Below are 14,222 nucleotides of genomic sequence, written 5' to 3'. Positions count from 1 at the left end.
TTCGGGTTTCGATGACGACGCCGTAGACGCCTCGTTCCGTCCGCTGCATGCCAACGAGTCGCCCCCGGAGGCGGCTCCGCCCATCGTTGTCGGCTCGATATCCAAAATCGCCGCGCCCGCGCGGCGCGGCTGGATGGTCCGGCTGCGGCATCGCCTCGCCCATCGCTGGCTTATTGCGAGCCCCAATCTGCGCGGCTCGGTCTACATGCTGTCGTCGCTCTTGGTCTACGCCGTCATGGTCGGCGCGATGAAGCATGTCGGGGCCGCAATCCCACTGATCGAGATCCTGATGATCCGCCAGATCATCATGAGCCTGGTCATCGTCGCGATCGCGGGCCCGGCGCTGCCGATGCTGATGCGAACGACGCGCCCCGGACTGCAGATCACGCGCGGCCTGATCACGCTCGCCTCGATGCTGTGCGGCTTCTCGGCAGTCATCCACATTCCGCTGGCGCAGGCGACTGCGATCGGCTTCAGCCAGGTCTTCTTCGTCACCATCGCGGCCGTGCTCGTGCTGAAGGAAAAGGTGGATTCGCGGCGCTGGATCGCCACCGTCATCGGCTTCGCCGGCGTGATGATCATGCTCGATCCGTCCGCGAGCGGGCTCAACATCTATGCCTTGGCCTCGATCGCCGGCGCATTCTTCGGCGCCGGCGTTACCGTCAGCGTGCGCATGCTGGCGGCGACCGAGCGCACCGAGACGATCCTGCTCTATCAGGGCGTCGTGCTGATGGCGGTGCTGGCCGCGCCGTGCTGGTGGTTCTGGACACAGCCGAGCCCGGAGCAATGGTTCTGGCTCGTCCTGCTCAGCCTTTTCGGCACTGCGGGACAATGGCTGCTCACGCGGGCCTATCAGGTCGGCGAGGCGGCCGCGCTTGCGCCGCTCGACTTCTCCCGGCTGATCCTGTCCTGCTTCACTGGCTTCGTGTTCTTCGCCGAAATCCCGGCATTGACCACCGGGATCGGCGCCGCCATCGTCATCGGCGCGACGCTCTACACCATCCGCAAGAATGCCCGGCCGGCGCTCGCTCCCAGCCCGGGCCCTTGAACTGCCTCACATCCGAAAGGCCGCCCGTGACCCATCATCTGCTCGAGGCCGGCCTTCCGACCTGCCATTGGGGCTTCTTCGACGCCGCGCTGAAGCCCGTGCTGACGGTCGCGAGCGGCGACAGCGTGACGATCCGCACCGTCACCGGCCCGGCCGAGGCGCAGCCGAAATCCGGCTTCCATGTCCTGCCCGAGATCCACGAGATCCATGCCAAGGCCGACCGCTCGGTGCCCGGCCATATCCTGACCGGCCCGGTCGCGGTGAAGGGCGCCAGGCCCGGCCAGGTCCTGGAGGTGCGCATCCGCGAGGTGAAGCTGCGCACCGACTGGGGCTACACCATGATCAAGCCGCTTGCCGGCACGCTGCCCGACGAGTTCGACACACATAAGCTGATCCATATCGGGCTCGATGCGAAAACCAATCTGGCGCATCTGCCCTGGGGCATGGAGCTGCCGCTGGCGCCCTTCTTCGGCGTGATGGGCACCGCGCCTCCGGCGCATTGGGGCAAATTGACCTCGCTCATACCGCGCGCCTTCGGCGGTAATCTCGACAACAAGGAGCTGGTCGCGGGCTCGACGCTCTATCTGCCCGTTTTCGTCGAGGGCGGGCTGTTCTCCTGCGGCGACGGCCATGGCGCGCAGGGCGATGGCGAGGTCTGCGTCACCGCGATCGAGACCGCGCTCGAAGGCACCTTCGAGTTCATCCTGCGCGAGGACCTGTCCTTCACGACGCCCCGGGCGGAGACGCCGACCCACCACATCACCATGGGCATCGATCCCGATCTCGACATCTGCGCCCAGAAGGCGCTGCGCGAGATGATCGCGCTGATCGTCGGGCGCACGAAGCTCGCGCGCGAGGAGGCCTATATGCTGTGCAGCCTCGCCGCCGATCTGCGCGTGACCCAGACGGTCAACGGCTCCAAGGGCGTGCACTGCATGCTGGCGAAGAGCCTGGTGGCGTGAGCCGAAGCCATCCAGGGAATGTCGGGCGCTACGGTCTGGATTGCCTCGCGCGGCCCCGAGCGGCTATGAATCGATGCACGCGACCCTCTGCGTGCGCCGAGTTGCCGTCGGAGGCCCCATGCGCATCGAGAACGATCCAAAGCTCGACTTCCGCGATGTGCTGATCAGGCCCAAGCGCTCGACGCTGGGCAGCCGCGCCCATGTCGACGTCAATCGAACCTTCCGTTTCGCCCATACCGGCACGGAATGGAGCGGTTTTCCGCTCATCGCGGCCAATATGGACGTGGTCGGCACCATGGCGATGGCGCGCGCGCTGCTCAAGCACGGCGCCATGGCCGCCCTGCACAAGCACTACGGCGTCGACGAGCTGATCGCCTTCTTCAGGGAGCCCGAATCCGCCAACGCCTTCTATTCGCTGGGCACCACCGCGAGCGACCATGACAAGCTCAAGGCCGTCCATGCCAAGGCGCCGATCGGCAAGATTTGCCTCGATGTCGCCAATGGCTACACCGAGAAATTCGTCGATACGGTCAAGGCGACGCGCGCCGCCTTTCCCGATGCCGCGATTATGGCCGGCAATGTCGTCACCGGCGACATGACGGAGGCGCTGATCCTGGCCGGCGCCGACATCGTCAAGGTCGGCATCGGGCCGGGCTCGGTCTGCACCACGCGCAAGATGACCGGGGTCGGCTATCCGCAGCTCTCGGCCATCATCGAATGTGCGGACGCGGCGCATGGGCTGAAGGGGCTGGTCTGCGGCGATGGCGGCTGCACCGTGCCGGGCGACCTTGCCAAGGCCTATGGCGCGGGCGCCGATTTCGTCATGCTGGGCGGCATGCTCGCCGGCCATGACGAATGTGAGGGCGAGATCCGCTATGAGGAGCGCGATGGCGAAAAGGTCGCCGTCGGCATGACCTTCTACGGCATGTCTTCGGACACGGCGATGAAGCGCTATGCCGGCGGCGTCGCCAAATACCGCGCCTCCGAGGGCAAGACCGTCGAGGTGCCCTATCGCGGCCCGGTCGAAGGCACGATGTCGGAATTGATGGGCGGGGTGCGCTCGGCGATGACCTATATCGGCGCGGTCCGCCTCAAGGAGGTGCCCAAGCGCACCACCTTCATCATGGTCGGCAGCCAGCTGAACACGGTGTTCGGGGGGTGAGGGTGCGGCCCGGCGCGGCCTGGTCGGAGGGGCCGCTCCCGACCCATTGGGGAGATCCATGCGCCTGCTTGTGAGCGTGCCAGCAACGATCGCTTCAATGTAGCCGCGTGATGTCCGTGCTCACGGCAAACGTAAGGAAGGCCCCGCCGGCCGGAGAGGCGGGGGCTGAATTGTGGCCTTGCTTGCGACTAAGCCCTCAGAATCTGACGGCCAGTACGCCCTTGAAGGAATGGTCCTGAGCGTCCTCGGCGAGCTGGCCGGCATAGCTCACGCCGAGGGTTGCGTTCCGGCCGATGGCAAGATCGAGCCCGGCTTCAGCCATGGCTGCATCGCGCGCGATTGGCAGGCCCGCGATCGTGAACGCGCTGGACCCGGCGAAGGCGAGCGTCGCCTTGGGATCGACGTCTCCGAAGGCGTGGCGCCAGGCCAGGCCGCCGCGCAGCGTCATGGCCATACCCTGGAGATCGAATTGGGTCGAGGACCGCAGCCCGAGCGTGGAGTAGCCGACGCGGGTATCGCCGCCCTGACTGGTGAGGGCAGCCGTGGCGCCGGTCTCGCTGAATCCGTCGCTGTGCAGATCGACATAGGCCAGGCCGGCGAAGGGCTCCAGCGCGGCGCGACCAAGCTCGAGGCGATAGCCGACCTCGCCGAAGGCCTGTGCGGTCGCGGCATTGTAGCTCGCATGTGGGGTGCCGCCGATATAGGCCGAGGTCAGGGCGCGGCGCGTCTCGACATCGTGCCAGGTGTAGCTGGCGCCGGCCCGCAGGTTGAGCGCGCCCCACTGGCCGCCGCCATAGAGGCCGAGATGGTAATTGTCGCTCTCGCCGGAGGACAAGCGGCTGTCTACGTCGAAGTCGCTGCGGCTGTAGCCGGCGACCACGCCGAAGCGCAGCTTGTCGAAGACCGCCGCATCGGCGCCGAGCAGGAAGCCGCCGGTCGAACGCTTGAGCCTGGCCGCGTTGCCGTCGCTGTCGGCCCGGCCCCACGAACCATAGCCCTGGCCCCAGACCGCGAAGCGGTTCGTCTGCGGCAGGGGCATCGGTCCCCTGGCGCCAGGCGCCAGATCCGCGCTGTAGCCATAGTTCAGCGCGGCCGAGCCGACGCTGCCGAAGGCCGCGCGCAGCCGGTCGTTGATCGCCGCGCGCAGCAGCCAGCTCTCCTCGATCAGGGCCGTCTTGGCGGAGGCGTGAATCTCGCCGGAAAGCTGGTTCAGGGCGCGCTGCGCCGCATCGATGCTGGGTTGGTTGAGCATGCCGCTCTGGATCGGATCGCCGGCCGGCAGGCTGTCGACGCTCTTGCCGACCGCGATCTCGTTGGGGGTCGTGCCGACCTCGCCGACGCTGCGCGTCTGGACCACGGTCAGATAGGCATTGCGGGTGTCGTAGCTGTCACGCAGGCTCAGGAACGGTGTCAGGACCTGCTCGGGAAAGCCATAGGTGCCGGTCAGCCCTGTCGAGGTCAGGATCGTGTAGCGCTGACCGGCGGCATAAGCCGCGCCGGTGTAGTTCACCACAGAGACCGTGGCTCCGTTCGCCAGTGTCGCCGTGCCGTTCACCTTGATCAGATCCGACGTCATCGTGCCAGGATCGACCTCGACCTGATAGGTCGAGCCCGCCTGCTGCACGAACGCTCCATTCACGGTTATCGTGCCGATCGAATTGCCTGGAGCAATGGTGCCGCCGGCGGCAATCGTCGTCGCGCCGACCGTGCCTGAGCCGGCGAGTGTGGCGCCTGCCGCAACCGTCACGGCCGAACCGGCCAGCGCGCCGTTCACGACGAGCTTGCCGGCGAGAATGTTGGTCGGGCCGGCGAAGTCGCTGCTGCCGCTCAGTGTCCATGTGCCGGTGTCGGCTTTCTCCAGCATGTCGAAATTGCGGTACTGGGCCGTCGGGCCGAGGGCGGAAACGTCGAAACCGGCATCGGCAGCGCCGCCGAAGCGCAGGACATCGTTGGTCCCCGCCGAACTTCCGACCACATTCCCTTCGATGACCGATCCGGCCTTCAGCGTGAGATTCAGGAAGGCGGTCGCACCGCTGCCAACCATGATTGCGTTGGCTTGTCCGGAGCCTGCCCTGATCGTTCCGCTGTTCGTGGCCGTGATGCTCGTGCCGCTCCAGATGCCCGCTCCACCCGTGCCGCCCTCAATGGTGCCCTGGTTGTCGAGTGTCGCGAAGCCGGTGCCCCACAAGACGCCGGAGGCGAGCACTGAGCCGCTCACACCGGTGCCGCCGCGGATCGTGCCCGTATTGACCAGTGAGTTCGTTGTTCCACCGATTGCCTGTACGCCAGCTCCGCCCGTCGGCCCCGATCCGCCCTGAATGCGGCCGCTATTGGTCAGAGAAGCAGTACTGATTTCGACGCCGACGCCTCCCTGCAAGGCTCCACGTCCCGAGCCACCTTGGGCTGTGCCGTTGTTGATAAAGATTCCGCTCTGCACTCGGGCACCTGCGCCGCCTCGACCGCCAGCTATGTAACCAACGCCACCGGTGAGCGTGCCGTTGTTCACGATCAGCGGGCTTGTGCCGGTTCCGAGGGCGAAAAGCCCATAACCGCCTGTGGAATTGGCCCCCGCTGTGCCGGTGCCGCCAACATAGTTGCCGAGCAGCGTAATGTTGCTGCCATTTAGATTTCTGAACTGGGGCGCGCCGCTGCTGTTCACCCCGGGAGGGCCGCTCAGAGTAAAGCCCTGGGCGTCGATCGTAATTGACTTGGTTGGAACGGGAAGCGCAGTGGTTCCCATGGTAAAATTGCCGGTCAGGGTGATGGTCGAGCTGGTATCGGCGCTGGCATTGGCCGCGGCGATGGCGTTGCGCAGTTCTTGATCGGTCCCTGCTGTAAAATCTGCTGCGAGGCCGGTTGTGCCGCTCAGTGCAAAGGCAGATATACCAAATATAAAAATAAATACTACAGTATTATTAAAATAAGACAGACCAGCTCGCATCCGATCCTCCAGTAGGCGGCGCCACCTAACTGATTCTGGTGGCGCGTCACCATAACTAGATTATGCCAAACAAGGGAATGTTGAGACGTTACTTGCTTGAAGCATTGGAGGGTTGCATGAAACGCGGGACACCTCGCCCTTCCGCGCGATGCACCCGCAGAAATAAAACAGAAATGAAGCGGCGGCCGGCACATGCCCAGAAGTCTGCTTCCAGGCAGGCTTCTATTGTCCGCTTCCCACCCGAAGCCATCGCCACCCCCGCTACCACTCTCTCTTCGTCTGTTGCATAGTCGCGTCTTCAACGCAGAAGGCCGCTCACGGCTTCGGGGAGAGCGACGATCATGAAGACGACAATTCTAGCCGCGGCAGCGCTGGCCGCAGGGGCCTCGTTTGCCAATGCCCAGCAACTCGCTCCGAGCCCGACGCTCGATGCGATCAAGGCGCGCGGCAATATCGAATGCGGCGTGCATCTCGGCCTGCCCGGCTTCTCCTTCGCCAATGACAAGGGTGAGTGGACCGGGCTGGATGTCGACTACTGCAAGGCGCTGGCGGCCGCCGTGCTCGGCGACGCGACCAAGGTCAAGTTCACCCCGACCTCGGTGCAGCAGCGCTGGCCGATCCTGCAATCGGGCCAGGTCGACCTGCTCGCGCGCAATTCGACCATCACCTTCTCGCGCAACGCGACGCTCGGCCTCAACTTCCAGGGCATCAATTTCTACGAGGGCCAGACCTTCATCGTCCGCAAGAAGGCCAATGTGAAAACGGCGGCCGATCTCGATGGCGCCTCGGTCTGCGTCGCCGCCGGCTCGACCGAGGAGAAGAACGCCGCCGACTGGTTCCGCGAGCGCAATCTCAAGGTCACAATCACCAATTTCCAGAAGAACGACGACGCCATCACCGCCTATGATACCGGCCGCTGCGACGCCTACACCGCCGGCGTCGGCGCGCTCGCCGGCCAGCGCGTCAAGCTCAAGGTGCCTGACGATCACGTCATCCTGACCCAGCCGATCTCGAACGATCCGCAGGGGCCGGTGACGCGCTGGGGCGACGAGCGCTGGCAGTTGATCGTGCGCTGGGTGCTGAACGGCACCATCGCCGCCGAGGCGCTCGGCGTCACCTCCGCCAATGTCGACGAGATGAAGGCCAACTCCAAGAACACCGAAGTCCGCCGCCTGCTCGGCGTGGAAGGCGGCTTCGGCGCGATGATGGGGCTGCCGGACGACTGGATGTACAAGGTCATCAAGCAGGTCGGGAATTATGGCGAGAGCTTCGAGCGCACAGTCGGCATGGGCTCGACGCTGAAGCTGGAGCGCGGCCAGAACCAGCTCTGGACCAAGGGCGGCCTGCTCTTCACCCCGCCGTTCCAGTGAGAGCAAACCTCAACGTCATTCCGGGGCATGCCGCAGGCGTGAACCCGGAACCCACGACTGGGCCGTCCGGCCATTAACCGTTTCCGGCGCTCACCCGGTCGTGGGTTCCGGGTTCTTCGCTTCGCGAAGCCCCGGAATGACATCGCCAGCCAATAAGATGCCGTGCCCTTGACCAAAGCCCTCGCCCTCATCAACGACAAGCGCGTGCGCGACTGGATCTACCAGCTCGCGCTCATCGTCGGGCTTGTCGCCCTGACCGTCTATTTCGTGCGCAACGCCTCGCAGAACATGGTCAAGGCCGGCATCGCCTCGGGCTTCGATTTCCTCTGGCGCACCTCGGGCATCGACGTGCCCTTCGTGCTGACGAGCTATACCCAGGCCGACAATATCCTTGGCCTGTTCTGGGCCGGCGTCGCCAACACCATGCTGGTGACGGTGATCGCGATCGCGCTGGCGACGCTGCTCGGCTTCGTGCTCGGCATCGCAAGGCTATCCTCGCATTGGCTGCTCTCGACGCTGGCTGGGGCCTATATCGAGTTCGTCCGCAATATCCCGCTGCTGTTCTTCGTGCTGTTCTGGTATTTCGGCGTGATCGCCGCTTTGCCGGCGCCGCGCGACAGCCTGAGCGTCTTCGGCATCGCCTTCCTCAACAATCGCGGGCTGACGATTCCGCTGCCGGATGCGCCCGCCAATTTCCGCTGGGCTATCGCCGCGATCCTGCTGGCCTGGCTGGCGCAGTGGCTGGTCGCGTTCTGGGCGCGCAGGCGCAAGGACCGCACCGGCCGCGATGCGCCTGTCGTCGCCATCGGCCTCGTGCTGGTCATCCTGGTCCCCATCCTCGCCATCGCCTGGGCGAGCCTGGCGACGCGCTGGGACATCCCGATCCTGCGCGGCTTCAACTATCGCGGCGGCTTCGTCGTGATCCCGGAATTCGTCGCGCTGCTGGCGGCGCTGGTGACCTATACGGCGGGCTTCATCGCCGAGATCGTCCGAGGTGGCATCCAGGCGGTGCCGCATGGCCAGACCGAGGCCGCCTCGGCGCTCGGCCTGCGGCGTGGGCCGATCCTGCGCTTCGTCACCATTCCCCAGGCGCTGCGGGTGATGATGCCGCCGATGACCAACCAATATCTCAACGTGCTGAAGAACTCCTCCTTCGGCGCGGCGATCGCCTATCCCGACGTGGTCAGCCTGTTCATGGGCTCGGCGCTGAACAACACCGGCCAGGCGATCGAGATCATCGCCATGACGCTGGCGGTCTATCTCGTCATCGGGCTCGCCGTCTCCGCCCTGATGAACTGGTACAATGCCAGGATCGCGCTGGTGACGCGATGAGCGAGGCCACCCTTCCGCTCTGGCGCAAGCGCCTGTTCGGCACGCCCGCGACGGCTATCGGCACGCTCGTCATCGCGTTCTGCATCGCCTGGATCGCGGTGCCGTTCCTGCGCTGGGCCTTGATCGATGCGAATTGGGTGGGCACCTCGCGCAATGACTGCACGGCCGGCGGCGCCTGCTGGGTCTTCATCCGCGCCCGCTTCGGCCAGTTCATGTACGGCCTCTATCCCGTCGATCAGCGCTGGCGCGTCGATCTGACCGGCATCCTGTTCCTGCTCTCGGTCCTGGCCATCGTCTTCGCGCCGAAACGCCTGCAATTGCGGCTGGGCTTGTCTGCCCTCGTCATCCTGCCGCCGCTCGGCATCTGGCTCCTGGCCGGCGGATTCGGCCTCAGGCCGGTCGAGACGCGTGAATGGGGCGGGTTGATGCTGACCCTGTTCATCTCGGTCTATTCCAGCCTGATCGCGATCCCGCTCGGCATTCTGTTCGCGCTCGGGCGGCAATCCGAGCTCAAGGTCGTCCGCCTCGTCAGCATCCTGTTCATCGAATTCTGGCGCGGCGTGCCGATCATCGCGGTGATCTTCCTCGCCTCGCTGCTGCTGCCATTGATCCTGCCGAGCGGCGTCGGCATCGACAGGCTGGCGCGCGCCGTGATCGGGCTCGGCCTCGTCATCGCTGCCTATATGGCGGAAGCGGTGCGCGGCGGCCTGCAGGCGCTGCCCTCGGGCCAGCGCGAGGCGGCGACCGCGCTTGGCCTGACCTATTGGAAGGCGACCGGGCTGATCATCCTGCCTCAGGCCCTGCGCATCTCGCTGCCGGCGATGACGAACGAGTTCATCGCCCTGGTGAAGAACACCACGCTGGTGCTGGTGGTCTCGATCCTCGACCTGCTCGGCATCGCGCAGGCCTCGCTCGCCGACCCGGCCTGGGTCGGCATGAACATGGAGGCCTATTTCTTCTCCGGCGGGATCTACTGGCTGATCTGCTACGGCCTGTCGCGCTGGAGCCGGGCGCTGGAACGTCGCGGCCGCCAGAGGCAGCGCTGAAGCCAAGAGCGTTTTCGCGCGAAGTGAATGGCCCCGTCTTCAATGAGCCAGCACCATCAGGTTCGAGGCGCATAGACTTTCAAATCGAGTGTGCCTTCAGCGGCCGTCAAGGACGGTCGCTGAAGGCTTTTTCTGCCTGGATCAGACCAGGTCGAAACGATCGAGGTTCATCACCTTGGTCCAGGCCGCGACGAAGTCCTTGACGAACTTCTCCTGCGCGTCCGAGCTGGCATAGACCTCGGCCAAAGCGCGCAGCACCGAGTTCGAACCGAAGACGAGATCGACGCGCGTGCCGGTCCATTTCGGAGCGCCGCTCTTGCGATCGGTGCCCTCGAACACGTCCTTGGCCTCGGAGACCGCCTTCCACTGCGTCCCCATGTCGAGCAGGTTGACGAAGAAGTCGTTGGTCAGCATGCCGGGCCGGTGGGTCAGGACGCCATGCGTGGCCCCGTTGACATTGATGTTGATCGCGCGCAGGCCGCCGATCAGCACGGTCAGCTCGGGCGCGGTCAGCGTCAGCAACTGCGCCTTGTCGATCAGCGCCGCCTCGGCAGGCAGCCCGAGTGCCGCCTTCCGGTAGTTGCGGAAGCCGTCAGCGGCCGGCTCCATGACCTCGAAGGAATGGATGTCGGTCTGCGCCTGCGAGGCGTCGGTGCGGCCGGGCGCAAACGGCACGGTCACGTCATGGCCCGCGGCCTTCGCCGCCAGCTCGACGCCGACATTGCCGGCCAGCACGATCAGGTCGGCCAGCGAGATCGTCTTGCCGCCGCTCGCTTCCCTGTTGAAGGCGATCTGGATGTCCTCGAGCGCCCTGATCACCCTGGCGAGCTGCTGGGGCTGGTTGACTGCCCAGTCCTTCTGCGGAGCCAGGCGCAGGCGCGCGCCATTGGCGCCGCCGCGCTTGTCGCCGCCACGGAAGGTCGAGGCCGAGGCCCAGGCCGTGCCGACGAGTTCCGACACGGTCAGGCCCGAGGCCGCGAGCCTGGCCTTGAGCGCGGCGACATCCGCGTCATTGACCAAGGGATGATCGACGGCGGGAACCGGATCCTGCCAGATCAGCTCTTCCCTCGGAACTTCCGGCCCTAGATAGCGCGAGCGCGGGCCGAGATCGCGATGGGTCAGCTTGAACCAGGCGCGGGCGAAGGCCTCGGCGAAGGCCTGCGGGTTGTTCAGGAAGCGGCGCGAGATCTTCTCATAAGCCGGGTCGAAACGCAGCGACAGGTCGGTCGTCAGCATGGTCGGCTTGCGCTTCTTCGACGGATCATGGGCGTCGGGTATGACGGCCTCGGCGTCCTTGGCCTCCCACTGGATCGCGCCGGCGGGGCTGCGGGTCTGCACCCATTCGAACTTGAACAGATTCTCGAAGAAGTGGTTGCTCCACTGCGCCGGCGTCTGCGTCCAGGTGACCTCGATACCGCTGGTGATGGTGTCGCCGCCTCTGCCGGAGCCAAAGCGGTTGTGCCAGCCCAAGCCCTGCTCTTCCAGATCCGCAGCTTCCGGATCCGCGCCGACATTGTCGGCCGGGGCGGCGCCGTGGGTCTTGCCGAAGGTGTGGCCGCCCGCGATCAGCGCCACGGTCTCCTCGTCGTCCATCGCCATGCGGGCGAAGGTGTCGCGAATGTCCCTGGCGGCCAGCAACGGGTCGGGATTGCCGTCCGGACCTTCCGGATTGACGTAGATCAGGCCCATCTGCGTTGCGGCGAGAGGGTTTTCGAGCTTGCGCGAATGCACGTCGCGGTCGGCATGGTCGTCCGACACGAGCACGGCTTCGTCGGCTGGCTTCGCCACGCCTTCCGAACCGTGAGCATAACGCACATCGCCGCCGAGCCAGGTGGTTTCACGGCCCCAGTAGACATCCTGGTCGGGTTCCCAGGTGTCGGCGCGGCCAGCGGCGAAGCCGAAAGTCCGGAAGCCCATGGTCTCGAGCGCGACGTTGCCGGTGAGGATCATGAGGTCCGCCCAGGAAATCCGCTGGCCGTATTTCTGCTTGATCGGCCAGAGCAGGCGGCGGGCCTTGTCGAGGCTGACATTGTCCGGCCAGCTGTTGAGCGGAGCGAAGCGCTGCTGGCCGCGGCCGCCGCCGCCCCGGCCATCGGCGAGGCGATAGGTGCCGGCGCTATGCCAGGCCATGCGAATGAACAACGGGCCGTAATGGCCGAAATCGGCGGGCCACCAGTCCTGCGAGTCGGTCATCAGCTTGCGCAGGTCGTTCTTCAGCTCTTCATAGTCGAGCTTGCCGAATTCCTGGCGGTAATCGAAGGCCTGGCCCAGCGGGTCGGATTTGGACGAGTGCTGGTTCAGCAGATCGACGCGCAGCTGATTGGGCCACCAGTCGCGGCTCTGGGTCCCGCTGGTCCCGTGAGCGACCGGGCATTTTCCCGCGCCCGCTTCAGTTTTCGCATTCATGCTTCTCTCCAGTTCACGTTACGCCGGTTGCGCGGTGCTCTCGACAAGCGGATCGGGGCCCAGGCACGCGATCCGATGTCGTGGCCTGTTAGACGAGTGAGGGTCGGACGCGCGGAACGCCGCTGAGAGCCTCTTAGCAAAGGAGCTTCATTATATTAATTCTGATTTTCTGATTGTAGCGATAAGCTGAGATTATGACGAACCTGACACTGAAGCAGCTGCGCTATTTCGAGGCGCTGACGCGCCACGGTCACTTCGGGCGCGCGGCGGAGAGCTGCGCGATCTCCCAGCCGGCCCTGTCCATGCAGATCAAGGCCTTCGAGGAGGAGCTCGGCGCCGAGCTCTTCGAGAGAGACAGGCGTCAGCTCCGGTTGACGAGCTTCGGCGAGGAGATCGCCCTGCGCAGCAAGGACATCCTGCGTTCGCTCGAGGAGCTGGAAGACTATGCGCGCAGCTCCCGCGGCGGGCTGGTCGAGAGGCTGCGCATCGGCGTGATACCGACGGTCGCGCCCTATCTGCTGCCGAGCCTTATCGGCGAGCTGAACCGTCTTTATAACGGCCTTGACCTGCATGTGCGGGAGACGCTGACGCCGAAGCTGGTTCAGGAACTGAATGAAGGCCGGCTCGACATGGCGATCGTCGCCTTGCCGGTATCGGAGCCTTCATTGACCGAAACCACCCTGTTCACGGAAAGCTTCGTCCTCGTCCGGCCCGGCGAGGACGCGGGCAAACCCGCTCCCAATCCCGAAGCGCTTCGCGAAATGCGTTTGCTGCTGCTCGAAGAAGGACACTGCTTTCGCGAGCAGGCCCTCTCATTCTGCAACAAGAACCCGCGTGCGGTGCAGTCGCGCGATCTGCTGGATGCAAGCTCGCTGTCGACCCTGGTGCAGATGGTCGATGCGGGGCTGGGGGTGACCTTGCTTCCGGAGATGGCCGTAGCGGTCGAGACACGTTCGGCTTCGGTATCCGTCACACGCTTCAAACCGCCCCAGCCGTCGCGCACGATCGGCATGGTCTGGCGCAAGACGAGCCCGCTATCCAAGCAGTTTTCGCAGATTTCCGAAGCTGTGCGCCTCTCGGCCGGGGCCGCTCGGTCTTAGAGACCGCAAGCTTGGCGTCGGAACCACCAGTGCGACAAGCCCTGGTTGACAGGGACATCCGGCCGGAAAAGTCGCCGCCCGCCGAAGACAAGGAGAAAGTCGGGCGGCGGGCGGTATCGGGAGAGCGTGAGGCGCTCGGCAAAATCGAGCGCCTGGATTGCTGTTGAGTCTCAGCCTCGTCCGGCCATCTTGCTGCGGTCGCGCCTGCGATCCGCCGCCGGCTGGTAGGCGATGCGCGAGTGGTAGGTGCAATAGGGCATGCCGGTCTGCGAGCGGCCGCCGCAGAAGCGGAATTCCGGCGTCGTCGGATCGCCCATCGGCCAGCGGCACATATATTCGCGCAGGTCCATGATGGTGACACGTTCGGAGAACGGCACCACCACATCCTCGGAGAGGACGGTCTCCTGCTCGGCCTCGGCATCCGCTTCGGCGGCATATTGCGGAGCGAGCGCATTGTTGCCGCGGGTCATGCCGGCATGAGCGCCAGCCATCGGATGGCTCGGCGAGCGGGTCGGCGCCTTGCGCGGCGTGCTGGCGCGCGGCGTGCTTGCCGCAGCAGGGTTCTTGGCCCGGCCGGACAGGCCGAGACGGTGGACTTTTCCGATCACGGCATTGCGCGTGACGCTGCCGAGCTCACCCGCGATCTGGCTGGCGCTCAGGCCGTCGCTCCAGAGCTTCTTGAGAAGCTCGACGCGTTCTTCCGTCCATGCTCCGGCTTCGTTCATCGGCTTCACCTATCGTCTCCGCCCAGCCCCTTGCGGGCCCGGGCCAGGGTGGCTCATGACGGAATCCATGACCGGCAGCGCCCGTTGCTCAACGGAAGCTGTTACACCCGGAACTGACGGTACAGGGGAC

At 65.4% G+C, this 14,222-nt stretch carries 10 protein-coding genes; 7 read left to right on the top strand and 3 right to left on the bottom strand.

The genetic code is table 11. From position 1 onward, the window contains the following. The first annotated feature begins 133 nt into the window (after window positions 1-133). The 3 genes from CYD53_RS16460 to CYD53_RS16450 all read left to right on the top strand — a co-directional run bounded on the left by CYD53_RS16460 (window position 134) and on the right by CYD53_RS16450 (window position 3,172). Window positions 134-1,048 (top strand): DMT family transporter, encoded by a 915-nt coding sequence (locus CYD53_RS16460; protein ID WP_181011909.1) that lies wholly within the window; start codon window positions 134-136, stop codon window positions 1,046-1,048. A gap of 26 nt (window positions 1,049-1,074) precedes the next feature. Then, on the top strand, window positions 1,075-2,010 hold the full coding sequence (locus CYD53_RS16455; RefSeq protein WP_103719170.1) for an acetamidase/formamidase family protein: 936 nt from the start codon (window positions 1,075-1,077) through the stop codon (window positions 2,008-2,010). A gap of 118 nt (window positions 2,011-2,128) precedes the next feature. Further along, entirely contained in the window at window positions 2,129-3,172 is a 1,044-nt protein-coding gene (locus tag CYD53_RS16450) for a GMP reductase (RefSeq protein ID WP_103719169.1), read from the top strand. 196 nt (window positions 3,173-3,368) lie between these two features. Here the strand turns inward: CYD53_RS16450 and CYD53_RS16445 are convergent, their stop codons facing one another. Next, window positions 3,369-6,113 (bottom strand): autotransporter outer membrane beta-barrel domain-containing protein, encoded by a 2,745-nt coding sequence (locus CYD53_RS16445; RefSeq protein ID WP_103719168.1) that lies wholly within the window; start codon window positions 6,111-6,113, stop codon window positions 3,369-3,371. A 341-nt stretch (window positions 6,114-6,454) separates the two neighbouring features. Here CYD53_RS16445 and CYD53_RS16440 point away from each other — a divergent pair, with 341 nt between their 5' ends. From CYD53_RS16440 to CYD53_RS16430, 3 genes are all read left to right on the top strand, one after another. Next, the gene (locus tag CYD53_RS16440; protein WP_103719167.1) at window positions 6,455-7,483 is read left to right on the top strand and encodes an amino acid ABC transporter substrate-binding protein; all 1,029 of its coding nucleotides are present in this window, start codon (window positions 6,455-6,457) and stop codon (window positions 7,481-7,483) included. A 168-nt stretch (window positions 7,484-7,651) separates the two neighbouring features. Next, window positions 7,652-8,815, top strand: a complete 1,164-nt coding sequence (locus CYD53_RS16435) for an amino acid ABC transporter permease (RefSeq protein WP_245928271.1) — start codon at window positions 7,652-7,654, stop codon at window positions 8,813-8,815. Continuing rightward, entirely contained in the window at window positions 8,812-9,861 is a 1,050-nt protein-coding gene (locus CYD53_RS16430; protein WP_103719165.1) for an amino acid ABC transporter permease, read from the top strand. Before CYD53_RS16435 ends, CYD53_RS16430 begins: the two co-directional genes overlap by 4 nt. A gap of 141 nt (window positions 9,862-10,002) precedes the next feature. Here the strand turns inward: CYD53_RS16430 and katG are convergent, their stop codons facing one another. Continuing rightward, complete coding sequence (katG, locus tag CYD53_RS16425) at window positions 10,003-12,267, bottom strand: catalase/peroxidase HPI (RefSeq protein WP_103719164.1); 2,265 nt, start codon at window positions 12,265-12,267, stop codon at window positions 10,003-10,005. A gap of 194 nt (window positions 12,268-12,461) precedes the next feature. Between katG and CYD53_RS16420 the strand changes: the two genes are divergently transcribed. Then, the gene (locus CYD53_RS16420) at window positions 12,462-13,367 is read left to right on the top strand and encodes a hydrogen peroxide-inducible genes activator (protein ID WP_103719163.1); all 906 of its coding nucleotides are present in this window, start codon (window positions 12,462-12,464) and stop codon (window positions 13,365-13,367) included. A gap of 170 nt (window positions 13,368-13,537) precedes the next feature. On the opposite strand, the gene CYD53_RS16415 is transcribed toward CYD53_RS16420, so the two are convergent. Continuing rightward, the gene (locus tag CYD53_RS16415; RefSeq protein WP_103719162.1) at window positions 13,538-14,092 is read right to left on the bottom strand and encodes a GcrA family cell cycle regulator; all 555 of its coding nucleotides are present in this window, start codon (window positions 14,090-14,092) and stop codon (window positions 13,538-13,540) included. Between the last annotated feature and the right edge of the window lie 130 nt (window positions 14,093-14,222).

This window comes from Allobosea psychrotolerans (genome assembly GCF_002917105.1).
Classification (GTDB): Bacteria; Pseudomonadota; Alphaproteobacteria; order Rhizobiales; family Beijerinckiaceae; genus Allobosea; species Allobosea psychrotolerans.
The sequence above is the reverse complement of the archived record's forward strand: the minus strand, read 5'-3'. Positions and strand labels throughout refer to the sequence as shown.

Coding starts and splice junctions, on each gene's coding strand:
- CYD53_RS16460 (WP_181011909.1), top strand. CDS start 134: ATGGTCCGGCTGCGGCATCGCCTCGCCCATCGCTGGCTTATTGCGAGC.
- CYD53_RS16450 (WP_103719169.1), top strand. CDS start 2,129: ATGCGCATCGAGAACGATCCAAAGCTCGACTTCCGCGATGTGCTGATC.
- CYD53_RS16445 (WP_103719168.1), bottom strand. CDS start 6,113: ATGCGAGCTGGTCTGTCTTATTTTAATAATACTGTAGTATTTATTTTT.
- CYD53_RS16440 (WP_103719167.1), top strand. CDS start 6,455: ATGAAGACGACAATTCTAGCCGCGGCAGCGCTGGCCGCAGGGGCCTCG.
- CYD53_RS16430 (WP_103719165.1), top strand. CDS start 8,812: ATGAGCGAGGCCACCCTTCCGCTCTGGCGCAAGCGCCTGTTCGGCACG.
- katG (WP_103719164.1), bottom strand. CDS start 12,267: ATGAATGCGAAAACTGAAGCGGGCGCGGGAAAATGCCCGGTCGCTCAC.
- CYD53_RS16420 (WP_103719163.1), top strand. CDS start 12,462: ATGACGAACCTGACACTGAAGCAGCTGCGCTATTTCGAGGCGCTGACG.
- CYD53_RS16415 (WP_103719162.1), bottom strand. CDS start 14,092: ATGAACGAAGCCGGAGCATGGACGGAAGAACGCGTCGAGCTTCTCAAG.